The 22,205-nt window shown below is 71.7% G+C and carries 14 protein-coding genes; 9 read left to right on the plus strand and 5 right to left on the minus strand.

Translation table 11 applies throughout. The features are described from left to right. Positions 1–6 precede the first annotated feature (6 nt). The gene (locus ACIBJF_RS05745; protein ID WP_399172423.1) at positions 7–489 is read left to right on the plus strand and encodes a MarR family winged helix-turn-helix transcriptional regulator; all 483 of its coding nucleotides are present in this window, start codon (positions 7–9) and stop codon (positions 487–489) included. Between the two features lie 13 nt (positions 490–502). On the opposite strand, the gene ACIBJF_RS05750 is transcribed toward ACIBJF_RS05745, so the two are convergent. Continuing rightward, entirely contained in the window at positions 503–2,098 is a 1,596-nt protein-coding gene (locus ACIBJF_RS05750; RefSeq protein WP_399172424.1) for a glycosyltransferase family 39 protein, read from the minus strand. A 116-nt stretch (positions 2,099–2,214) separates the two neighbouring features. On the opposite strand from ACIBJF_RS05750, the gene ACIBJF_RS05755 reads away from it, so the two are divergent. The 3 genes from ACIBJF_RS05755 (at position 2,215) to galE (ending at position 6,227) form a co-directional block, all read left to right on the plus strand. After that, entirely contained in the window at positions 2,215–3,483 is a 1,269-nt protein-coding gene (locus ACIBJF_RS05755; protein ID WP_399172425.1) for a glycosyltransferase 87 family protein, read from the plus strand. Positions 3,484–3,527: 44 nt separating this feature from the next. Continuing rightward, positions 3,528–5,165: a glycosyltransferase family 2 protein gene (locus tag ACIBJF_RS05760; protein WP_399172426.1), complete on the plus strand. Its 1,638-nt coding sequence runs from the start codon at positions 3,528–3,530 to the stop codon at positions 5,163–5,165. A gap of 81 nt (positions 5,166–5,246) precedes the next feature. Further along, positions 5,247–6,227 carry a UDP-glucose 4-epimerase GalE gene (gene galE, locus ACIBJF_RS05765; RefSeq protein WP_399172427.1) on the plus strand — a complete coding sequence of 327 codons (981 nt, stop codon included), beginning with the start codon at positions 5,247–5,249 and terminating at the stop codon, positions 6,225–6,227. Positions 6,228–6,326: 99 nt separating this feature from the next. Here galE and ACIBJF_RS05770 read toward each other — a convergent pair whose 3' ends face one another. Continuing rightward, complete coding sequence (locus tag ACIBJF_RS05770; protein ID WP_399172429.1) at positions 6,327–6,953, minus strand: TetR/AcrR family transcriptional regulator; 627 nt, start codon at positions 6,951–6,953, stop codon at positions 6,327–6,329. Positions 6,954–7,163: 210 nt separating this feature from the next. On the opposite strand from ACIBJF_RS05770, the gene ACIBJF_RS05775 reads away from it, so the two are divergent. From ACIBJF_RS05775 to ACIBJF_RS05790, 4 genes are all read left to right on the plus strand, one after another. Then, positions 7,164–8,078, plus strand: coding sequence for an ABC transporter permease (locus ACIBJF_RS05775; protein ID WP_399172430.1), 915 nt, complete (start codon positions 7,164–7,166; stop codon positions 8,076–8,078). A gap of 16 nt (positions 8,079–8,094) precedes the next feature. Further along, positions 8,095–8,904, plus strand: coding sequence for an ABC transporter ATP-binding protein (locus ACIBJF_RS05780; protein ID WP_399172468.1), 810 nt, complete (start codon positions 8,095–8,097; stop codon positions 8,902–8,904). Positions 8,905–9,080: 176 nt separating this feature from the next. Continuing rightward, a complete protein-coding gene (locus tag ACIBJF_RS05785; RefSeq protein WP_399172431.1) occupies positions 9,081–11,288 on the plus strand; it encodes a CDP-glycerol glycerophosphotransferase family protein in 2,208 nt (735 codons plus the stop codon). Next, positions 11,285–12,949 carry a glycosyltransferase family 2 protein gene (locus ACIBJF_RS05790; RefSeq protein ID WP_399172432.1) on the plus strand — a complete coding sequence of 555 codons (1,665 nt, stop codon included), beginning with the start codon at positions 11,285–11,287 and terminating at the stop codon, positions 12,947–12,949. Before ACIBJF_RS05785 ends, ACIBJF_RS05790 begins: the two co-directional genes overlap by 4 nt. A gap of 138 nt (positions 12,950–13,087) precedes the next feature. Here the strand turns inward: ACIBJF_RS05790 and ACIBJF_RS05795 are convergent, their stop codons facing one another. The 3 genes from ACIBJF_RS05795 to ACIBJF_RS05805 all read right to left on the minus strand — a co-directional run bounded on the left by ACIBJF_RS05795 (position 13,088) and on the right by ACIBJF_RS05805 (position 20,173). Beyond that, complete coding sequence (locus ACIBJF_RS05795; protein ID WP_399172433.1) at positions 13,088–14,635, minus strand: hypothetical protein; 1,548 nt, start codon at positions 14,633–14,635, stop codon at positions 13,088–13,090. Further along, a complete protein-coding gene (locus ACIBJF_RS05800; RefSeq protein WP_399172434.1) occupies positions 14,616–15,101 on the minus strand; it encodes a GtrA family protein in 486 nt (161 codons plus the stop codon). Before ACIBJF_RS05800 ends, ACIBJF_RS05795 begins: the two co-directional genes overlap by 20 nt. Before the next feature lie 137 nt (positions 15,102–15,238). Then, the gene (locus ACIBJF_RS05805; protein ID WP_399172435.1) at positions 15,239–20,173 is read right to left on the minus strand and encodes an NAD-glutamate dehydrogenase; all 4,935 of its coding nucleotides are present in this window, start codon (positions 20,171–20,173) and stop codon (positions 15,239–15,241) included. Between the two features lie 1,248 nt (positions 20,174–21,421). On the opposite strand from ACIBJF_RS05805, the gene ACIBJF_RS05810 reads away from it, so the two are divergent. Continuing rightward, positions 21,422–21,988 (plus strand): DJ-1/PfpI family protein, encoded by a 567-nt coding sequence (locus ACIBJF_RS05810; protein ID WP_399172437.1) that lies wholly within the window; start codon positions 21,422–21,424, stop codon positions 21,986–21,988. Positions 21,989–22,205 lie beyond the last annotated feature (217 nt).

Below are 22,205 nucleotides of genomic sequence, written 5' to 3' on the forward strand. Positions count from 1 at the left end.
GGACCCATGACCACCTCACCCACCGCCGCCGAAGCCGACTGGCTCCGCCTGGACCGCCAGATCTGCTTCTCCCTGCACGCCGCGTCCCGCGCCTTCAACGGCGTCTACCGCGTGATCCTCAAGGACCTCGGGCTCACCTACCCGCAGTACCTGCTGATGCTGGTGCTCTGGGAGCAGGGCGACCTGCCCGTCAAGAAGCTCGGCGAGCAGCTGCGGCTCGACTCCGGCACGCTGTCCCCGCTGGTCAAGCGGCTGGAAGCGGCCGGCCTGGTGCGCCGGGAGCGCAGCGCCCAGGACGAGCGCTCGGTACAGGTCCGGCTGACCGAGGAGGGCGCGGCGCTGCGCGAGCGGGCCCTGGAGGTGCCGCGCCGCATCGCCCGGGCGACCGGCTTCGACCTGGCGGAGATCACCGAACTGCACGAACGCCTCGACCGGCTCACGGCCGCACTGGACGCGGCGGCCCTGGTAGCGGGACGCGAGGAGGACTAGCCGACCACGGGCTTCAGTCACGCGGCCTCGTGGGCTTACGGACGTACAGCCGTACGACCATCCCGCCCCGCCACACCCGCTCCCGCCCGGTGAACTCCGCCCGCAGCACGGCGAGTTTGGCCCGCTCGACGGGCCTGCGCGGGCTCCAGCGCCCGGCGAGCAGACCCGGGTCCGCCACGACCCACACCCGGTCCAGCCGCTCCATCCGCCGCCGCACCTCCCGCGGCCCGGCCTCCCGCCCGTACAGCGTCCCCGACCCGGCGGCCGGCTCCACCAGCAGCACATCCCGCGCCCCCCGGAACGCGCCCCGATAGGTCAGGGCCACGTTCCGCGCATGCGCCGGCAGGAACAGCACGGCGTCCCCGGGCCCCAACTCCCGTGCCACCACCCGGGAGACGGCACCGAGATCGTCGGGCCGAGTGGCCGGATCGCGGTCCGCGCGGAGGACGGGGAGCTGGTGCACGAAGGACAGCGCGATCGCCAGGACACCGGTGAGGGTGACGAGGGGAGACTGCGACAGGGGGCGCCATCCCGACCTGCCGTCGACGGCCGCCCGGCCCACCACCCCGGCCAGCCGCTCGGCACCCGCCGCCACCAGCAACGGCGCCCCGCTCAACGCGTACAGCACATACCGGTCCACGAACAGCGGCGAGGCCTGGGAAGCCAGCATCAACAGCGCAGGCGGCACCACGGTCAACGGCAGCGCCACCCCCACGAGAGTGATCTCCCCCCGCCGTCCGAAGAGCCCCGCCAACCCGACCGACGCAAGCCCCAGACACCCCGCGTACACCCCGCCCGAAGGCCCGAGGAACCACCGCAGCAGTTCCTCCGCCGTCACCGCCGTGGGCCTGCGCAGCCACGCCACCTGCGCCGCCTGCCCCCGCGACACCAGAACCATCGGCACCAGTGACACCAGGACCGCGCCGGCCGCACACCCCCACCCCCGCCACACGCGCCGCCCGGCCCGGGCCAGCGCCAGCGACCCCGCGTGGGCGCACAGCAGCAGCACCGCGAACTCGTGCAGCCAGCAGGTGAGCCCGAGGACGGCGCCGTACGCCGCCCAGGAACACGAGGAACCGCGCTGCACGGCCCGTACGAGCAGCAGCGTCGCCCCGGTCGCCCCGGCGGCCACGAGGGCGTAACTGCGGCCCTCCTGCGCATAGTGACCGGCCATCGGCGCCACGGCGTACAGCAGCCCGGCCCACAGTCCGACGCGCGGCCGGGCCAGCCGGGTGCCGAGTGCCGCCACCAGCGCGGCCGTCACCGCCGCCGCGCACACCGACGGCAGCCGCAGGACGACCTCGCCGGGATGGACGGCGAGGACGGCGTGCACCAGGAGGTAGTACAGCCCGTGCACGGCGTCCACGTCGTGCAGCAGCAGCCAGATCTGCGGCACCGTACGCCGCCCGACCTGGAGGCTGACGGCCTCGTCGCGCCACATCCCGCCCCGGTCCAGCCCCCAGAGCCCGACCGCGAGCATCACCAGCGCGGGCACCCCCACGGCGATCCGGCGGCGTATCCCGGCCCGGTGGCCGCGGGGCGCGCGCGTCGCCCCGCCGGCCGGCGCGACGACTGCCCTCGCAGCCGCCCTGCGCGACTGCGGTTCCACAGGAAGCCCGACGTTCACCACGGTCCGCCCGATCTATTGCGATTAGCCAACCCTTTTCAGACCATGACGGCGTATCGGCGTGGATACACCATCCGCGGCGCTTAGGCTCCCATGCGATGAACCGTCTCCGTGTCAACTCCGATCCGGTGCTCGGCGTCACCGCCCTCTGGCTGGCCACCCGCGCCGTGATGCTGTGGCTGCTCACCCACGACAACGCCCCGCTGCTGGGCGGGGGCACGGTGAGCCGTGAGGTGTCGGGGCTGTACGGCTACTGGTACGGCGTCCTCGCGCACGGCTCGTTCCCGGCGCACGACACGCTGTGGCAGTACCCGCCGGGCGCCGGCGTGGTGCTGCTCGCACCGCGCCTGCTGCCGTGGCTGCCGTACTTCCAGGCGTTCGTGCTCCTCACCCTGGCCATGGACGCGCTGGTCACGACGGCGCTGACGCGCGTGGGCGGACGTCCCGGGCGCAGCCTGCTCGGCGCGGCCCTGTGGACCGGCGGACTGCCACTGCTGCTGCACCTCCCGCTCGCCCGGTACGACGTCCAGGTCACCGCCCTCGCGGTGCTCTCCCTGCTGGCGCTGAAACGCTCCACGCGCGCGTGCGGGGTGTTCGGGGCGCTGGGCGCGCTGGTGAAGGTGTGGCCGGCGCTGGTGCTGCTGGGCACGCCCCCGGGGCCGTCGACGCGCCGGGCGTGGGGGTGGGCGACGGCCGCCGGAGCCGCCCTGCTCGCAGCGCTCGCCGTGTCGTTCGACCACCCCCTGTCCTTTCTGCGGGGGCAGGGCGGGCGGGGCGTGCAGATCGAGTCGCTCGGCGGTACGGTGCTGAACCTGGCCCGGCACGCCGGCTGGCCCGGCCGGGCGCGCTACCAGTACGGCGCCACCGAGCTGGTCGGCCCGCACGTGTCCGCCGTCGTCACCGCCTCCCTGACACTGACGGCGGTCGCCCTCACGCTGCTGGTGCTGTGGCGGATGCAGGCGCAACGCTGGAGCGAGGCCACGCCGTACGACGCGGCGCTGAGCGCGGTCCTGCTCTTCACGGTCACCAGCCGGGTGATCAGCCCGCAGTACATGATCTGGCTGCTCGGTCTCGCCGGGGTGTGCCTGACCTCGCGGCACACCAGCCAGCGGCCGGTGGCGGCGCTGGTCCTGGCGGCGGCCGCGCTGACCACCCTGGCGTTCCCGATGCACTACACCGAGGTGGTCGAGGGCACCTGGACCGGCTGTCTGCTCATGCTGGCCCGCAACGGAATCCTGGCGGCCGCGTCCGTGCTGTCGTTCATGCGGTTGTGGCGCTCGACGGGTCCGGATGGAAAGACCGTGCAAACAACGGAACCCCGACCCGATTCCGACCGTCTTCCGGACCGAGCGTTAAGCGTCTCTTAACGGCGTATTACCGAACATTTCTATGCTCCCGGCCTGTGGACCCGATGCGATCAGACCCGACCGACACACCCGATACAACAGGTACCGCCGAGTCGCCGCGTCCGGCGCAGGTCGGTGTCGTCGTCATCGGCTACAACGACAGTGCCCACGTGGGTGACGCCGTGCGGTCGGCGCTCGCCCAGGGGCCGGCGGTCACCGAGGTCGTCGCCGTGGACGACTGCTCCACGGACGGCAGCGCCGAACTGCTCGACCGACTGGCCGCCGACGAGCCCCGGCTGCGGGTGGTGCGCCGGAGCGTGAACAGCGGCGGCTGCGGCAGCCCGCGCAACGCCGGGATCGACGCGGTGACCACGCCGTACGTGATGTTCCTGGACAGCGACGACGTGCTGCCGCCCGGCGCGGTGGACGCGCTGCTGGCGGCGGCCACGGGGGCGCACGCCGAGGTGGCGAGCGGGCTGTGCGTGCGCCGGGAGCTGCCCTCGGGGCGCGAACAACCCTGGCAGGCGCCCCTCTACACGGCGAACACCGTGCTCGCGCGCCCCGCACATCGGCCGCGCCTGGTCCACGACACGCTGTGCGTCAACAAGCTGTACCGCACCGACTTCCTGCGCGAGCACGCCATCCGCTTCCCCGAGGGCCGCTTCCTCTACGAGGACATCGTCTTCACCGCGCGCGTGCTGGCCGCCAGTCCGCGCATCGCGCTCGTACGGGACCGCGTGTACGTGTGGCATGTGCGCCGCGCCGCCGAGCAGTTGTCGCTCTCGCTGGACCGGGAGCACATCGACAACTGGAAGGCGCGCGTGGAGGCGTGCGCGCTGGCGTACGACATTCTGCTGGGCGCCGGGCAGAAGGAGCTGGCGCGGGCGGCGCGGGCCAAGTTCCTCGACCACGAGGTGCGGATGTACGCGCGCGAGCTGGGGTTGCGCGACGCGCACTACCGGCGCGCGTGGTGGGCGCACACCCGTGAGTACCTGGCGCGCTACGACGCCGCCGACTGGGAGCTGAACCCGAGCGCTCCGGGCCGGCTGCTCGCGCGGGTCGTCCTGGAGTCGCCCGAGCCCCGCGACCTGCCCCGGCTGCGCGAGCTGGCCGCACGCCCGGCGCGCCTGCTGCCGCCCTACGCCCGCACCCCCGACGGCGTCCCGGTCTGGTCCCCCGACCTCCCCCAGGTCACGCTCACACCGTTCCTGACCCGCCCCACCGGTGTCCTGCCGCTCGTGGTCGACGCGGAACTGCGGCCACGCGCGCGTGCCTCGACGCTCCGTCTGCGGCTGCACGAGCTGTACGGCAGGGTGGCCGAGGCGGGCCCGCGCGAGGTGGACCTGGAGTGGCACTCCCGGGACGACGACCGGACGCGGGGGCGCACCACGGTCCCGCTCACGCCCTGCGGCCCGGAGAGCTGGTCGGCCGAGCTGCCCGTCGACCTGGCCGGGCTCGGCGCCGGCACCTGGGACCTGCGGCTGACCGTGCGCTTCGCCGACGACGCACAGCGCGATGTGACGGCGCACGCCTTGGCGGGCGCCGGCCGGCTGCGCCGGAGCGCCGTCCCGAGCGCCCGGCACGGCGTGCTCCTGGTCCAGCCGTACGCCACGCACTCCGGCGCACTGGCCGTGCGCGTGGCGACCGGGGTGCGCGGGGTGCTGCAGGTGGCGCGCGGCCGACTCCGCCGCCTGCTTCACTGAGGACCGCCTGCTGCTTCACTGGAAGACGCCCGCTGCTCCACCGAGCGACAGAACGGGCCAACTGACGAGGGGACGGCCGCAATGACCTGGCTGATCACCGGCGGTGCCGGATACATCGGGGCACACGTCGTACGGGCGATGACCGAGGCGGGCGAGCGCACGGTCGTCTACGACGACCTGTCCACCGGCGTCGCCGGGCGCGTACCGGCGGAGGTCCCCCTGGTGCGGGGCTCGGTCCTGGACGGGGAGCTTGTGGCCCGTACGCTCGCCGAGCACGAGATCAGCGGGGTCGTGCATCTGGCGGCGAAGAAGCAGGTGGGCGAGTCGGTGGAGCGCCCGCTGCACTACTACCGGGAGAACATCGAGGGCCTGCGCACCCTCCTGGACGCGGTGACACGGGCGGAGATCCCGTCCTTCGTCTTCTCCTCCTCGGCCGCCGTCTACGGCATGCCGGACGTCGACCTGGTCACGGAGGAGACCCCCTGTCGGCCGATGTCCCCGTACGGCGAGACGAAGCTGGCCGGCGAGTGGCTGGTGCGCGCGACGGGCAGGGCGACCGGCATGTCCACGGCGTCCCTGCGCTACTTCAACGTGGCGGGCGCGGGCGGCCCCGAACTCGCCGACACCGGTGTCTTCAACCTCATCCCCATGGTCTTCGAGAAGCTCACCGAGGGCGCGCCGCCGCGCATCTTCGGCGACGACTACGCGACGCCGGACGGCACCTGCGTACGCGACTACATCCACGTGGTCGACCTGGCCGAGGCCCACGTCACCGTCGCCCGCGCCCTGGCCTCCTCCCCCGGCACCGACACGACCCTGAACATCGGCCGCGGCGAGGGCGTGTCGGTCCGCGAGATGATCGACCGGATCAACGCGGTCACCGGCTACAACCGCCCGCCGACCGTCACCCCGCGCCGCCCCGGCGACCCGGCACGCGTCGTCGCCTCGGCCGCCCGTATCGCCACGGAACTGGGCTGGCACGCCAAGTACGACGTCCAGGACATGATCACCTCGGCCTGGGAGGGCTGGGTACACCACCACCCGGAGGCCGCCCGGTCGTAGGCTGCGCCGGCCGCGCGGTTCCCCGCGCCCCTGGGGAGCCGCAGCGCGGTCGGCCGCGGCGGTGCCGTGGCTGTGGGCACAGCCACGGCACCGGTGCTGTCACAACGCCTTGAGCGCCCCCGCCGTGGCCCGGGCCAGTTGTTCCAGGTAGCCCTTCGGCAGCTTCGGCGATCTGATGACCACCGCGCGCCAGTACAGCGGGCCGGAGATCAGGTCGAGCGCGAGGTCGGGATCGACGCCCGCCCGCACCTCGCCGCGCTCCTCCGCCGCCGCCACGATCTTGCTGGCCACGCCCTCCTGGCCGTCCCGCAGCGCCTTCTGGAAGGCGTCGGCGATGTCGGGATTGCGGGCCGCCTCCGCCTGCAGGTCGGGGATGATCTGGGAGGCGACCGGGTGGCGCAGGGCGCGGGAGGTCACCTCGTAGAGGAGGCGGAGGTCGCCCTCCAGGGAGCCCGTGTCGGGGACCGGGAAGCCCAGGACCGCCATCGCCGAGACGACGTCCAGCACCAGGTGCAGCTTGGAGCGCCACCGCCGGTACACCGCGGTCTTGCCGACGCCCGCCCGCCGCGCGATGCCCTCGATGGACATCCGCGCGTAGCCGACGGCCGCGAGTTCCTCGAAGACCGCCGCCCGGATGGCCTCGGTCACGTCCTCCCGGAGTACGGCGGCCCCGGCGGGGGTGCGGCGGCGCGGACGCGTCGGCGGCTCGTCGGCGTTCGTGGTCATGACCCACAGCATAGGGCGTTACGACGAAACGGTTGCGTTCCGACGTCGATTGGTTCTACGCTCGCGATGCGACGATACGGTCCCGTTCCGACGTAAGAGAACGTGAAGAGAAGCGTAAGGAAACGAACGCACGTCGGACGACGGGCCCCGACGCGCCCCGGCCCCCCAGCCGGACGCGCCACCCCCTCCCCCCGAGCGAAAGCAGCGGATGTGAGCCAGGTCCTCGACACACCGCCCCCCACCCAGGCCCCGGCCGACGACGACCTCGCGGCGCTGGCCGCCCGGCACGGCCTGTCGGTCAGCGGCGCCCGTCCCTCCCTGCCGGAGTACGTCCGCCAGCTGTGGGAACGGCGCCACTTCATCACCGCCTTCGCCACCGCCAAGCTCACCGCGCAGTACAGCCAGGCGAAGCTCGGCCAGGTCTGGCAGGTCATGAACCCGCTGCTGAACGCGGCGGTCTACTACTTCATCTTCGGCGTGCTGCTGGGCACCAGCCACGGGGTGCCGGACTACATCCCGTTCCTGGTCACGGGCGTGTTCATCTGGACGTTCACGCAGAGCTCGATCATGGCCGGCACCCGCGCGATCTCCGGCAACCTGGGCCTGGTCCGCGCCCTGCACTTCCCGCGCGCCGCCCTGCCGATCTCCTTCTGCCTCCAGCAGCTCCAGCAGCTGCTGTTCTCCATGGCCGCGCTGATCGTCATCCTGCTGTGCTTCGGCATCCCGGTGAGCGCCTCCTGGCTGCTGGCGATCCCGGCCCTGGTCCTGCAGTTCGTGTTCAACGCGGGCGTGTCGATGATCATGGCGCGCTGGGGCGCCAAGACCCCGGACATCGCCCAGCTGATGCCGTTCATCCTGCGCACCTGGATGTACGTGTCCGGCGTGATGTGGAGCATCAGCAAGCTCACCAAGAAGGACCACCTGCCGCACATCGTCACGGTCCTGCTGGAGACCAACCCGGCCGCCGTCTACATCGACCTCATGCGGTACGCGCTGATCGACAGCTTCCACGCCAGGCAGCTGCCCCCGCACGTGTGGCCGGCCGCGTTCGGCTGGGCCCTGCTCGCCGGCATCGGCGGCTTCATCTACTTCTGGAAGGCTGAGGAGACGTACGGCCGTGGCTGAGCAGACCCCCACCGAGATGATCCCCACCGTCATCGCCGAGAACGTCGACATCGTCTACCGGGTCAACGGCACCGGCGCCGGCCGCGGCACCGCCACCGCCGCCCTCAACCGCATGCTGCGCCGCAAGCAGGCCGAGCAGGCGGCCGGCGTACGCCGGGTGCACGCGGTCAAGAAGGTGTCGTTCGTCGCCTACAAGGGTGAGGCCATCGGGCTCATCGGCACCAACGGCTCCGGCAAGTCGACGCTGCTGAAGGCCGTCGCCGGACTGCTTCCGGTGGAGAACGGGCACATCTACACCAACGGCCAGCCCTCCCTGCTCGGCGTCAACGCGGCCCTGATGAACGACCTGACCGGTGAACGCAACGTCCACCTCGGCGGTCTGGCCATGGGCATGTCCCGGGAGCAGGTCAGGGAGCGCTACCAGGACATCGTCGACTTCTCCGGGATCAACGAGAAGGGCGACTTCATCACCCTGCCGATGCGCACGTACTCCTCCGGTATGGCCGCCCGGCTGCGGTTCTCCATCGCCGCCGCCAAGGACCACGACGTCCTGCTGATCGACGAGGCACTGGCCACCGGCGACCGCAAGTTCCAGATGCGCTCCGAGGAACGCATCCGTGAACTGCGCGAGCGCGCGGGCACGGTCTTCCTGGTCAGCCACAACAACAAGTCGATCCGCGACACCTGCGAGCGGGTCCTGTGGCTGGAGCGCGGCGAGTTGCGCATGGACGGGCCGACCGAAGAGGTCATGAAGGAGTACGAGGCCTTCACCGGCGACAAGAGCGACAAGCCGGCGAAGAAGCCGGCGCCCAAGAAGGCGGCCTGACCGGTCGGAGTAAGAAGGTGGCGCGAAAGTTACCGGGAGCGAAACCGCAGGCCACGGAACTCCCTCTTCCTTTCTGGGCCCTCTCTTACTCCGCGTGTGGTTATCCCTTTCATCTGCTTAGTGACAGTATGTTATGAAGGGTGCCCCAAGCCGACGAGCCGAAGGAGTCCACTGCGATGCCCCAACTCAGCGTCATCGTCTACGGACCGAACGCACAGGGGCATCTGACAGAGTTGCTGGACTCCCTGGAAGCCCGCCCGCTCCCCGCCGCCGAGGTCATCGTCGCCGCGGTCGGCGACTGGGCGCGGGAGACGGCCGAGGGCCACGCCCCCGAGACGGTGGTCGTACCGCTTCCGGAGGGCACCGGTGACGCGGCGGCCCGGGCGGCCGGCGCCGCCCGCGCGACCGGCCGCTGGCTGCACTTCGTCCACGCCAAGGACAGCCTGCCGGCCGGCGCCGCCCGGCTGATCGCCGAGCGGACCGCCGAGCTGGACGCCGCCGACGGCGCCGGGGTGGACGTACTCGTCTTCGACCATGTCACCACCACCTGGCAGACCGCCGGCACCCCCTCCCGCGACGGCCGGCTGCTCGCCGCCGTCGGCCGCGACAGCCTGCCCCTGGACGAGGCCGCCGACCTGCTGCGCCTGACCCCGCTGCTCGGCAACCGCGCCCTGCGCGCCGAGTTCTGGCGGGCGCACGAGCAGCAGCTCAGCAGCGACGACGAACCGCAGGCCGCCCACGCCGCCCTGCTGCACGCCGGCCGGGTCGCCTGCCTCAACCAGGTGGCGTACGAGAACCGCCGGCTGCGTCCCGAGAGCCTGCCGCCGCTCGCCCCCGAGGACCGGTTCGCGCTGATCGACCGCTACGACTCGCTGCTCTCCCTCGCCAGGGACCGCCGCGCCGCCCGCACGGTGCTGTACGACCTGATGATGCGCGACCTCGTGCGCACCTTCGCCGGCGAGAACCTGCCCGACGCCGTCGCCCGCGAGTTCTTCCGCCGCGCCTCCCTCGCCGCGGTCCGCTGGCGCCCCGACAAGCACGAGCGCCCGGCCGGTGTGGAAGGCGTACGGCACGCCCTGCTGGAGGAGGGCGCGTACACCAAGTACCGCGCGTTCCAGGCCGCCAACCGCGCCCGCCGCGCCGCCAAGAAGGCCGTACGCACCCGGAAGAATCAGGTCGGCGCCAAGCTCCGCGACCAGCAGTACCACCGCGCCCTGAACCGTCCCGTCGACCCGGACCTGGCCGTGTTCGCCGCCTACTGGGACCGCGGGGTGTCCTGCAACCCGGCCGCGATCGCCGCCAAGCTCGCCGAACTCGCCCCGCACATCCACCAGGTGTGGACGGTGGCGAAGGAGAACACGGCGCTGCTGCCGCCCGGCACCGACCACGTCGTCCCCGGCACCCGCCGCTACTGGGAGACGCTGGCCACCGCCAAGTACCTGACGAACAACGTCAACTTCCCCAACGCGGTGGTCAAACGCCCCGACGCGATCCACCTCCAGACCCACCACGGCACCCCGCTCAAGCGCATGGGCCTGGACCAGAAGGAACACCCGGCCGCCGCCAAGGGCCTGGACTTCGCCGCGCTGCTGGCCCGCATCGACAAGTGGGACTACAGCGTCAGCGCCAACAGCCACTCGACCCGCATGTGGGAGCGCGCCTACCCGGCCCGCTACACCTCGCTCGACTACGGCTATCCGCGCAACGACGTCTTCTACACGAGCGGCGCCCGGGAAGTGCGCACCGCCCGGGAACGCCTGGGCATCCCGCCCGGCAGGACGGCCGTCCTGTACGCCCCGACCCACCGCGACTACGAGGCCGGCTTCACCCCGCGCCTGGACCTCGCGGCCCTCGCCGACCGCCTCGGCGAGGACACCGTGCTCCTGGTCCGCGCCCACTACTTCTACGGCGGCGCCGCCTCCCCGCTGACCGGTCTGCGCCGCTCCGGCCGGATCATCGACGTCTCCTCCTACGACCCCGTGGAGGAGCTCTGCCTGGCCGCCGACGCGCTGGTCACGGACTACTCGTCGATCATGTTCGACTACGCCAACCTCGACCGCCCGATCGTCGTCTACGCCGACGACTGGGAGACCTACCGCACCACCCGCGGCGTCTACTTCGACCTCATGACCGACCACCCCGGCCAGGTCGCGCGCACCCAGGAGGAGCTGACGGAGATCTTCGTCTCCGGCGCCTGGCGCGACGAGAGCGCGGCCAAGGCACGGGCCGCCTTCCGGCGCCGGTTCTGCGAGTACGACGACGGCCGCGCCGCCGAACGGGTCGTACGACGGGTGTTCCTCGGCGAACCGGAGGAGTCACTGCCACCGGTGATCCCGCTGGAGGAACGCACCCCCGCCCCGACCCCCGAGGAGGCCTCGGCATGACGACCCCCGACGTGACGGTGACGGTCATCGTCTACAACGACGCCGCCCGCCTGCCCCGGGCGGTCGCCTCGCTGCGCGCGCAGACCCACGCGAACATCGAGATCATCATCAGCGACGACCACTCCACCGACGACACGCCGGCAGTGGCGCGCCGGCTGGAGTCGGAGGACTCCCGCGTCCGCTACCTCCGCCTGCCGGAGAACAGCGGCGGCTGCAGCGCCCCGCGCAACCGGGCCATCGACATCGCCCGGGCGCCGTATCTGATGTTCCTCGACAGCGACGACGAACTCCCGCCCCGGGCGGTGGAGTTGCTGCTCGGCGCACACCGCGAGCGCGAGGTGGACTTCACCATGGGCGCGGTGCGCCGGTGGCGGGTCGACAGCGGCCGCCGTACGACGTGGATGCGGCACCTGGTCGCCGAGCGCCGCACGGTGGAGGGCATCGAGGCCGACCCGCGGCTGCTGTTCGAGCACCTGTCGACGAGCAAGATGTACGCGCGTTCCTTCCTGGACCGGCACGAGTTGCGCTTCCCGGAGGGCATCCACTACGAGGACCAGCTGTTCTCGGCGCAGGCGTACTGCCTGGCTAAGGCGTTCACGATCATTCCGGACCCGGTGTACGTCTGGTACATCGACCCGTTCGCGGCGGCGGCGACGGCCTCGATCTCGAACCAGCGGCACAAGGTCACGAACGTCCGCGACCGGGTCCACGTCCAGCGTCTGATCGACGACTTTCTGGTGGAGAGCGGGCACGCGGGGCTGCGCGAGGACAAGGACTACAAGTTCCTCAAGCACGACTTCCGGATGTACGCGGGCGACCTGCCCTACCGGGACGAGGAGTGGCTGAGCGCCTTCGCGGACATCGTGAACCCGTACCTGGAGACCCTGTCTCCCGGCGCGTACGCCCGTCTGCCCCGCCCCGAGCGGGTGGTGCTGGAGCTGCTGCGCCAAGGCCGCCTGGAGGAGGTCCGGCTCGCGGCCCGCGGGCTCGGGCACGGGGTGGCGCCGCGGCAGGTCACGGCCGACGCGTCCGGTGTGCCGTACTGGGGTGACCGCGTGCCCACGTCCGACCGCGCCCGCCGCGAACTGGACGTGTCCGACCTGGAGTTGGACACGCGCCCGTTCCCGAGCGCGCAGTTCCGCCACGAGATCACGGAGCTGACCCCGGGTCCCGGAGCCTCCCTCACCCTGGCCGTCCGCACCTACGACCCCGGTCTGCGCCTCCCCGTCGGCCCGCAGCGAGCCGGCCTGGTCCTCTCCCCCGGCAACCGCCGGATGGCGGTCCCCTTCCGCCTCGACCCGGTCCGCCCCGGCGTCTTCGAGGGCACGGTCCATCTGGACCTGGCCGAGGCCCCGCTCCCCTTGCAGGGCTTCGCCGGCGTACGGCACCCGGTGGTCCGCCTCCAGCAGCAGGGCCTGGCCAACTCCGGTGTGCTGCTGGCTCCCCTGGCCTTCCCGGCCCTCACGGCCCAGATCGAATACCGCTCCGGTGCGACGCCGCACGAGGTCACCGTGGAACCGGAGAACCGCAACCCCGGCCGTCTGCAGATCCGCTGGCGCCCGGTGGGGGTGACGGCCCGTGTCATCCGCCCGGTCGTGCGGAAGGTGGCCCGCCCGAAGGTCCGCAAGGCGGCGAAGCTGCTGTCCAGCGTGCTGAGGTAAGAGGGCCGCTTCGAAGCGCCGTCGAGGTGCGGGTCCGTGGGCGACCGCGGACCCGTCGTGGCCGCTCGCGCAATTCCCCGCGCCCCTTGGGGCGTTGCCGTCGCCGTCGGCTGCACAGCGCCGCCGCCCGGCGACGGCTCAGGGCACCACTCGGTACAGGACCTGGGAAGCCGGGCCGACCGTCACCTTGCGAAGCCCCGGCCCCGCCAGGCTCTTCGGACCCACGACCCACTTCACGCCGTACTCCCGAAGAATCCCGGCCCGGTCGGCGGAAGACGTCCCCGCGGCGAAGTACCGGGCCACCGCATCCTCCCGCCGCGCGGCGTCCGGAAGGAACACATCCGGATACCCCGGCGCCACGGTGTACGGCCCGTACGCGGGGATCTGCCGCGCCGGGGTCGTCCGGGCCATCACCACGTCCCCGTACGTCACCCACGGCGTGATCCAGTGGTACCCCACCCAGGGCGTCCGGTACTTGGAGGCGACCGCGGACGGCAGAGCAGCACGCCCCGTCACATAACCGAGCGTCCCCACCTGCGTCCACGCGCCGACGAGCAGGGCGGCGCCCCACAGGCACGCCCAGCCCGCCCTCCCCCAGGCTCGGCTTCGCTCGGGCGGGGGTGCCCCAATCGCCCGCCGCCCCGCCGAGACGGCCTCCAGCGCGGCCGCGAGCTGCGCCGGGATCAGTGCGGCGGGCAGGGCGCGGCCCCAGGAGTAGTGGCCGGACAGCCCGCCCGCGGCGAACACCAGCACGCCCAGCACGAAGAACAGCACCAGCGGGTCCCAGCGGTCGCGGCGGAAGCGGAGCACCAGCGCGGCCACCCCGAGCAGCACCAGACCGAACCGCGCGGCCAAGTGCTCGTACAGCGGCTTGTGGATGGCCTCCAGGTCCGCGCCGGCCGAGAACAGGGAGAAGAAGTCGTAGTACGGCCACAGCCACAGCAGGAGCAGGCCCAGGGCGAGCGCCGCGGACAGCCGCAGCAGCACCGCGCGGGGCGGTCGCGCCGCGATCACCATCGCCAGGGCGCCCAACGAGGCCACCACGCCGGTGAACTGGTGGCACAGCAGAATCAGCGCCCAGAGCACACCGAGCCACAGCCACCTTCCCCACGTGGCCTCCTCGCGCGTCGCCCGCGTGACCCAGGCCCAGAAGTGGAAGGTGAGGCCGAGTGAGAAGACGCTGGGGTACGACACCGTCAGCGCAAGGGAGTTCAGGCCCAGGAAGCCGGACCAGTTGAACAGCAGCGGGCCCCAGAGGAACAGCAGGCTGAGCAGCGCCAGCGCGGGTGCCATGCCGTGGGAGCTGAGCGTGCGGACGTAGCGCCGGACGCCGGTGACGAGCAGGGTCAGCCCGACGAGCGCGGCCAGCCGCAGGACCACGAACACCGACAGGCCGGTCAGCTTGGCGACCAGGCCCAGGACCAGCATCCACGGCGAGTAGTAGGGGCTCGGCGTGTCCGCGTCGACCAGCGGGTTGCCGGGATGGAACAGGTTGTGGCTCAGGCGCTGGACGGTGGCCGCGTGCATGCCGAGGTCGCCCGCCCAGGGCAGGCGGACGATCACCAGGAGCAGCAGCACCACGACCAGCGCGGCGGCGGCCTGCGGCAGCGCCCGGCCGGCCCGCGCGGCGCCCGACGGGGGCTGCGTGCGGCTCACCGGCCCGGTGTCAGACGGTGCGGTGTGCATCCTGCTGGAACACCCAGGTGCGGTAGACGAGGAACCGGAAGGCGGAGGCGAGCACGATCGACAGTGCCTTCGCCGCATTCGAGGCCAGCACACCGCGCAGGCCGAGACCGTGGTAGCCGACCCAGAACAGGCCGATTTCCATCACGACACCGAGGCCGCTGAACACGAAGAACAGGATGATCTGGCTGCGGGTACGCGAGGACCGGTCGCGATAGGCGAAATAGCGAAAGCCCAGGTAATTGGTCGCCATCGCGATACAGCTGGCCAGGACGGTCGCGGTCATCGCCCGCCAACCCAGGCCGTGCAGCAGCAGGTTGAAGACCAGGAAATTGACGAGGACACCGCTGCCGCCGACGATCCCGAATTTCACGACCTCCAGCACGACACGCGTGACGGGCCGGGCCGGAGCCGGCGCGGGGGGTGCCGCCGCGCGGGTCTCGGTGATCTCGGTGAGTTGAACAGTCACAGCGCAGACCCTATCCGAAAGGCACCGATTAGCAGGAAACGGTAAATTCGCTGATCGTTTTTGCCTAAGGGTCGGCAAGAAAGGGAACGCCCCGGGCCGATTCGACGTCGGCCCGGGGCGCTGTCACTGCCGTAGTCCTACGAATGCGTGCGCAGCAGCGTCCGCATCGTCCGCATCGCCACCGACAGGTTGGCGAGGTCGAAGGTCTCCGAACCGCGGATCTCCTCCAGGGTGGTGCGCGCCCGGCTCAGGATGGGCGCGTTCTTCTGCTCCCAGGCCTTGAAGCGCTGCTCGGGAGTGGAGGTGCCGTTGCCGACCGCGAGGACGTCCGCGGTGAGCGCCGCGTGCGCCGCGTACAGGTCCTCGCGGATGGAGGCGCGGGCCATGGACTGCCAGCGGTCGGCGCGGGGCAGCTCGATGATGCGGTCCATGAGCTGGGTGATGTCGAGCCGGTCGGCGAGGTCGTAGTAGATCTCGGCGACGTCGAGCGGCTCCTTGCCCATGCGGTCGGCCACCGACACGATGTCGAGCGTCGGGAAGGCGGAGGAGAACCCGGCCACGCGCGTGGCGAGTTCGTCCGGGACGCCGGCCGCGGACAGCTCGTCGTACACGTGCTGGTACCACTCCAGGTCCGCGCCGCGCAGCAGCTTCGGCAGCTCCTGCCAGACCCGCTCCACCCGCTCGGCGAAGAACTCGACCGTCTCGGCCAGCTGCAGCGGCTGCGGCCGGTTGTTGAGCAGCCAGCGCGTGCCGCGCTCGACCAGCCGGCGCGAGTGCAGCCGGATCCGGGTCTGGACGGCCGCGTCGACCTTGTTGTCCAGGGCCTCCACCGCGTCCCACACCGGAGCCGAGCAGAAGATCGCGCGGGCCGCGGTCTGGGCCCGGACGATCTCCTCCAGGGAGGCGCCGGTCTCCTCGCGCAGACGGTGCAGATACGTCGTACCGCCCGTGTTGACCGTGTCGTTGACCAGCACGGTCGTGGTGATCTCACGGCGCAGCGGGTGGTTGTCGACGGCGTCCGCGAACCGCTCGCGCAGCGCCGTCGGGAAGTAGGCGTGCAGCAGGCTGCGCAGGTACGGGTCGTCGGGCAGGGAGGTGGCCAGCAGCTCCTCGGCGACCGTGATCTTCGTGTACGCCAGGACGACGGCGGTCTCCGGGCTGGTCAGGCCCTGGCCCTGGCCGAGGCGCTCGCGGATCTGACGGTCGGTCGGCAGGAACTCCAGCGCGCGGTCCAGGTGGCCCTCGCGCACCAGGTGGCGCAGGAACCGCTGCTGGGCGTGGAGCATGTCCTTGGCCTGGAACAGGGCGTTGGCCAGGGCGGTGTTCTGCGCGTAGTTGTTGCGCAGGACCAGCGCGCCGACCTCGTCGGTCATCTCGGCGAGCAGCTTGTTGCGCTGCTTGACGGTCATGTCGCCGTCCGCGACCAGACCGTTCAGCAGGATCTTGATGTTCACCTCGTGGTCGGAGGTGTCCACGCCGGCGCTGTTGTCGATCGCGTCGGTGTTGATCCGGCCGCCGTGCAGCGCGAACTCGATCCGGCCGAGCTGGGTCAGGCCCAGGTTGCCGCCCTCGCCGACGACCTTGACGCGCAGGTCGGCGCCGTCGACGCGGATGGCGTCGTTGGCCTTGTCGCCGACGTCGGCGTTCGACTCCGCCGACGCCTTCACGTACGTGCCGATGCCGCCGTTCCACAGCAGGTCCACCGGGGACTGCAGGATCGCCTTCATCAGGTCGGCCGGGGTCATCTTGGTGACCTTGCCCTCGATGCCGAGAGCCTCGCGGATGTGGGCGTTGACCGGGATCGACTTGGCGCTGCGCGGGAAGATCCCGCCGCCCGCCGACAGCAGCTCGGTGTTGTAGTCGGCCCAGCTGGAGCGGGGCAGCTCGAACAGGCGGCGGCGCTCGGCGTAGGAGGTGGCCGCGTCCGGGGTGGGGTCGATGAAGATGTGCCGGTGGTCGAAGGCGGCGACCAGGCGGATGTGCTCCGACAGCAGCATGCCGTTGCCGAACACGTCACCGGACATGTCACCGATGCCGACGACCGTGAAGTCCTCGGTCTGCGTGTCCACGCCCAGCTCACGGAAGTGCCGCTTCACGGACTCCCAGGCGCCGCGCGCGGTGATGCCCATGCCCTTGTGGTCGTAGCCGGCCGAACCGCCGGAGGCGAAGGCGTCGCCGAGCCAGAAGTTGTACTTCTCGGCGACCCCGTTGGCGATGTCCGAGAAGGTCGCGGTGCCCTTGTCGGCCGCGACGACCAGGTAGGTGTCGTCGCCGTCGTGCCGGACCACATCCTGCGGCGGCACGACCTCGCCGGCGACCATGTTGTCGGTGATGTCGAGCAGCGCCGAGATGAACGTCTTGTAGCTGGCGACGCCCTCGGCCAGCCACGCGTCGCGGTCCTTGGCCGGGTCCGGCAGCTGCTTGGCGACGAAGCCGCCCTTGGCGCCGACCGGCACGATGACGGTGTTCTTCACCATCTGCGCCTTGACCAGGCCCAGGATCTCGGTACGGAAGTCCTCACGCCGGTCGGACCAGCGCAGACCACCGCGCGCGACCTTGCCGAAGCGCAGGTGCACGCCCTCGACCCGCGGCGAGTACACCCAGATCTCGTACGCCGGGCGGGGCGCCGGCAGGTCCGGGATGGCCTGCGGGTCGAACTTCATGGAGACGTAGTCGTGCGGCTTGCCGCCGAGCGCCTCCTGGAAGAAGTTCGTGCGCAGGGTCGCCTTGATGACGGTGAGGAAGGACCTGAGGATCCGGTCCTCGTCCAGGCTCGCCACCTGGTCCAGGGCCGCGTCCAGCTCCTCCAGCAGGGCGTCGGTGATCTCGAGACCGGCCTTCTGCCGGTCCGGCGACATCCGCGCCTCGAACAGCGAGACCAGCAGCCGGGTGGTGTGGACGTTGTTGCGGAGGGTGTCCTCCATGTAGTCCTGCGAGAAGGTCGAACCGGCCTGCCGCAGGTACTTGGCGTAGGCGCGCAGCACCATCGCCTGACGCCAGGTCAGCCCGGCGCTCAGCACGAGGGCGTTGAAGCCGTCGTTCTCCGCCTTGCCGGTCCAGGTGGCGGCGAAGGCCTCCTGGAAGCGCTCACGGGCGTCGTCGGCGAGGTGGTCGCCGCTGCCCGCCTTGGGCATGCGCAGACCGAAGTCGTAGATCCAGGCGGTGGTGCGGTCCGCGCAGCGCAGCTCGTACGGCCGCTCGTCGGTGACCTCGACGCCGAGGCGGCTGAGCACCGGCAGCACCTTGGAAAGGGAGACGGTGCCGCCCTTCTGGTAGATCTTGAACCGGCGCTCCTCCGGCCCGGCGCCCACCGGCTCGTACAGGCTCAGGCTGAAGGTCTTGTCCTCGCTGAGCTGCTCCAGGTGGACCAGGTCGGCGACCGCGGCGCGCGGGGTGTGGTCGGCCTTGTAGCCCTCGGGGAAGGCGTGGTTGTAGCGGCGCAGCACCTCGGCCGCGTGCTCCTCACCGCACTCGGCGGTCAGCGCCTCGGCGAACGCGTCGGCCCAGGACCGGGCGGCCTCGACCAGGCGGGCCTCGATGCGGTCCCTGTCGGCGTCCGACAGCTCGGGCAGCACGGTGCCCGGCGGGACGCGGACGACGAAGTGCAGCCGGGAGAGGATCGACTCGGTGTTCCAGGCGGTGAAGTCGACGCTGACGCCGCCGAGCTCCTCCTTGAGGATGTCGATGATCCGCAGCCGGACGCCGGTGGTGTAGCGGTCGCGCGGGAGGTAGACGAGGGCCGAGTAGTAGCGGCCGTACTCGTCCTGCCGCAGGTAGAGCCTGAGGCGCCGCCGCTCCTGTAGGTAGAGGACGCTCGTGACGATGGACTGCAGTTCGGCGACGGGCGTCTGGAACAGCTCGTCGCGCGGGTAGGTCTCCAGGATCTGCAGCAGGTCGCGGCCGTCGTGGCTGTTGGGCGAGAACCCGGCACGCTCCAGCACCTCGTCGACCTTGCGGCGGATGACCGGGACGCGGCGCACGGACTCGGTGTACGCGGCCGAGGAGAACAGACCGAGGAAGCGCCGCTCACCGACGACGTTCCCGTCCGCGTCGAACTTCTTGACGCCGATGTAGTCCAGGTACGACGGCCGGTGCACGGTAGCCCGGCTGTTGGCCTTGGTCAGCACGAGCAGCTTGTGCTCGCGGGCCTTGGCGCGGGCGTCGGCCGGCAGCCGCTCGAAGGAAGGGCTGACCGGGTGCTGCTCGTCCTCGGCGTGGTGCGGGTCCGAGCGCAGTATGCCGAGACCGGTGCCGGGCACGGCGGCGAGCGTGTCGTCCTCGCGCAGCTGGTACTCGCGGTAGCCGAGGAAGGTGAAGTGGTCGTCGGCGAGCCAGCGCAGCAGCTCGCGGGCCTCCTCGACCTCGGGCCGGGGCAGATCGCCCGGGACGGGCTCGCTCTCCAGGCCGCCGGCGATCCGGGTCGCCGCGTCCCGCATCTTCTCCCAGTCCTCGACGGCCTCGCGCACGTCGGACAGCACCCGCAGCAGATCGGCGGTGATCTGCTTCAGGTCGGCGCGGTCGGTCTCCCGGTCGATCTCGACGTGGATCCAGGACTCGAAGTGCGCGTCGTGCGGCAGGTCGCCGCCCGGCGGGGTCGGCAGGACCTCGATCAGCTTGCCGGTCAGGTCGCGCCGGACCATGAACTGCGGATGGACGACGACGTGGATCCCACGGCCCCGCCGGGTCAGCTCATTGGTGACCGAGTCGACGAGGAAGGGCATGTCGTCGGTGACGACCTCCACGACCGAGTGACTGCAGGTCCACCCGTTCTCCTCCACGGTCGGGGTGTGGACCCGCACGTTCGCCGTGCCCTGGGGGCGCATCTCGGCGAGACGGTAGTGCGAGACCGCGGCGCCGAAGACGTCGACCGGGTCCCGGCCGGTGAGGTCTTCCGGTGCGGTGTGCAGGTAGTAGCGCTGGAGGAAAGCGAGCATGGACTCGCTGTCCGGGGTGCCCGGGGAGCCCTCGCCCGCGGTCCCGGTCGGTAGGTGCCCCCCGACCGGGCTGTTCTCAGCTACCCGGGCGGCCCTCTCGAGCAGCTCGGCCTTGGCTTCGTCCAGCTTGGTCTGCATTGTCCTCTGACTCCTGTCGCGCGCCGTTGCGTGACGTAGAAGGAAGTACGGTCTCTTTCCCTCCGGCTCGACGCCACGGCCCGGGGTGTCCGGTCCGCATCGACGCTATGCCGGGAGGTGAGATGAGCGGGAGGTTTTCGGCCATTCTCGACACGCCCGAGCGGTGTGACGCTGCTCTCGGCGCCGCCGTGTCCAGGGTTGTCCTCGGCGTCCCGGGGGCCCCTGTGGCCCCGCCCCGCCCGCGAAGACCAGCGACCGCCGCCCGGTCACGGAGGTGCTCCGTGCAACCCGGGCGCAGGGCAGGAGCAGGATTGCCCCCGCGAGATATCGCGCTGATCACGCCACAAGGCTATCGCTCCTTACCGGGGGCCCGTCATGAGCCGTATGTGTACAAAACCGAGGGGTGAAGTTTGACGTTCTGCACAGGGGTGGGGTGCGGGGTGGTGACGTATCCGGTCGGGTGGGGTTGGTGGGGTTCCAGGTGGTGGGGGGACGGGCTTGGTGGGGTGGGGGTGGTGCTCGGGTGCGGTGGGGTTAGTGGGGTCGGTGGGTCCGATGGTGCGGTGGGGTGGGTGTGCGGCTTGGGGCTGGCGGTTTCGTGGGAGTGGGGTCGGAGCTGGCGGGGCGGAGCGTGGCGTCGGGTGAGCGGGGTGGGCGTCTGGTCGGAAGCGGTGAGGTGCACTGGCATTTCTGGGGTGGTGGGGTCCGGTCGCGGGGCGGTGGGCGCGGGGTGAGGGGGCGGTGGGCGCCCAGTGAGCGGGGGTGGGCGTCTGGTCACGGGGCAGTGGGTGAGGGGGCGGTGGGCATCTGTCACGGGGCGCTGAGCGCCTGGTCGCCGGGCGGTGGGCGCCCAGTGAGCGGGGGTGGGCGTCTGGTCACGGGGCTGTGGGCTCCGGGGTGCGGGGCGGTGCTGCGGCACGGGGCGGTGGACGCCGCGGTACGGGTCGTGGGCGTCGGGTCTCGTGGCGTCGGGCGTCGGGCGCCGGGTGAGGGGGTGGTGAGCTTCCGGTCCTGTGACCGTGAGCTTTCGGTCTCGCGGCGGGGGCGTGCGGTCGCGCCGGTGGGGCGCTGACCGCACTCTGAGAACAGGGCACCCTGCCGCCAGTGGGGCCCCGGCGCTTGGCCGAGGGCCGGAACGGCGACGGCCCCCTTGGCAAGCGCGCCCGGTGTTGGCACGTTGCCCAGGGACAGTGCGTCCCACCCAGGAGTACAGGAGCACCGAGCACCGGAGCACCCGGAGGAGCCGACATGCCCGCGAAGATCCTGATCGTCACCGGCGACGCGGCGGAGTCCCTGGAAGTCCTCTACCCGTACCAGCGTCTGCGCGAGGAAGGCTACGAGGTCCATATCGCGGCGCCCACCCGCAAGACCCTCCGCTTCGTCGTCCACGACTTCGAACCCGGCTACGACACCTACACCGAGAAGCCCGGCTACACCTGGCCCGCCGACCTGGCCTTCGCCGACGTGGACCCCGGCGAGTACGCGGCCCTCGTCATCCCCGGCGGCCGGGCCCCCGAGTACCTGCGCAACGACCCCGAGCTCCGCAAGATCCTCAAGGCGTTCTTCGACTCCGACCGGCCGGTCGCCCAGATCTGCCACGGCCCGCTGCTCACCGCGGCGATCGACAGCCTGCGTGGCCGCCGGGTCACGGCGTATCCCGCGCTGGAGCCGGACATGCAGGCAGCCGGGGCGAGCTTCCAGGACACCGAGGCCGTGGTCGACGGCACCCTGGTCTCCTCCCGAGCCTGGCCCGACCACCCGACCTGGATGCGCGAGTTCCTCAAGGTCCTGCGCTCCAAGGCACCGGTGAACTGAGGCGGCGGCGAGCCGAGGGGCGGCCGGGGCGGAGTCCCACCGGGGTGGTTGCGGCACATCACCGAGCGACGGACCCGCCCTGATCGCCCGCACGCAGCTGCGGGCGGTCGTGCCGCTAGGGGCGGCACGGGTGGGCGCAGCGGCACCCCGCCCCCGCCGGCGCGGGCAAGGAAACCCACCCCACCACGGCACAGGGCCACAGGGCACCACCGGCCGC

It is taken from the genome of Streptomyces sp. NPDC050743 (genome assembly GCF_044456925.1).
Lineage (GTDB): Bacteria > Actinomycetota > Actinomycetes > Streptomycetales > Streptomycetaceae > Streptomyces.

Excerpts from the sequence above, each read along its gene's own strand:
- ACIBJF_RS05745 (WP_399172423.1), top strand. The coding sequence starts at position 7 with ATGACCACCTCACCCACCGCCGCCGAAGCCGACTGGCTCCGCCTGGAC.
- ACIBJF_RS05755 (WP_399172425.1), top strand. The coding sequence starts at position 2,215 with ATGAACCGTCTCCGTGTCAACTCCGATCCGGTGCTCGGCGTCACCGCC.
- ACIBJF_RS05760 (WP_399172426.1), top strand. The coding sequence starts at position 3,528 with ATGCGATCAGACCCGACCGACACACCCGATACAACAGGTACCGCCGAG.
- galE (WP_399172427.1), top strand. The coding sequence starts at position 5,247 with ATGACCTGGCTGATCACCGGCGGTGCCGGATACATCGGGGCACACGTC.
- ACIBJF_RS05770 (WP_399172429.1), bottom strand. The coding sequence starts at position 6,953 with ATGACCACGAACGCCGACGAGCCGCCGACGCGTCCGCGCCGCCGCACC.
- ACIBJF_RS05780 (WP_399172468.1), top strand. The coding sequence starts at position 8,095 with ATGATCCCCACCGTCATCGCCGAGAACGTCGACATCGTCTACCGGGTC.
- ACIBJF_RS05785 (WP_399172431.1), top strand. The coding sequence starts at position 9,081 with ATGCCCCAACTCAGCGTCATCGTCTACGGACCGAACGCACAGGGGCAT.
- ACIBJF_RS05790 (WP_399172432.1), top strand. The coding sequence starts at position 11,285 with ATGACGACCCCCGACGTGACGGTGACGGTCATCGTCTACAACGACGCC.
- ACIBJF_RS05795 (WP_399172433.1), bottom strand. The coding sequence starts at position 14,635 with ATGCACACCGCACCGTCTGACACCGGGCCGGTGAGCCGCACGCAGCCC.
- ACIBJF_RS05805 (WP_399172435.1), bottom strand. The coding sequence starts at position 20,173 with ATGCAGACCAAGCTGGACGAAGCCAAGGCCGAGCTGCTCGAGAGGGCC.
- ACIBJF_RS05810 (WP_399172437.1), top strand. The coding sequence starts at position 21,422 with ATGCCCGCGAAGATCCTGATCGTCACCGGCGACGCGGCGGAGTCCCTG.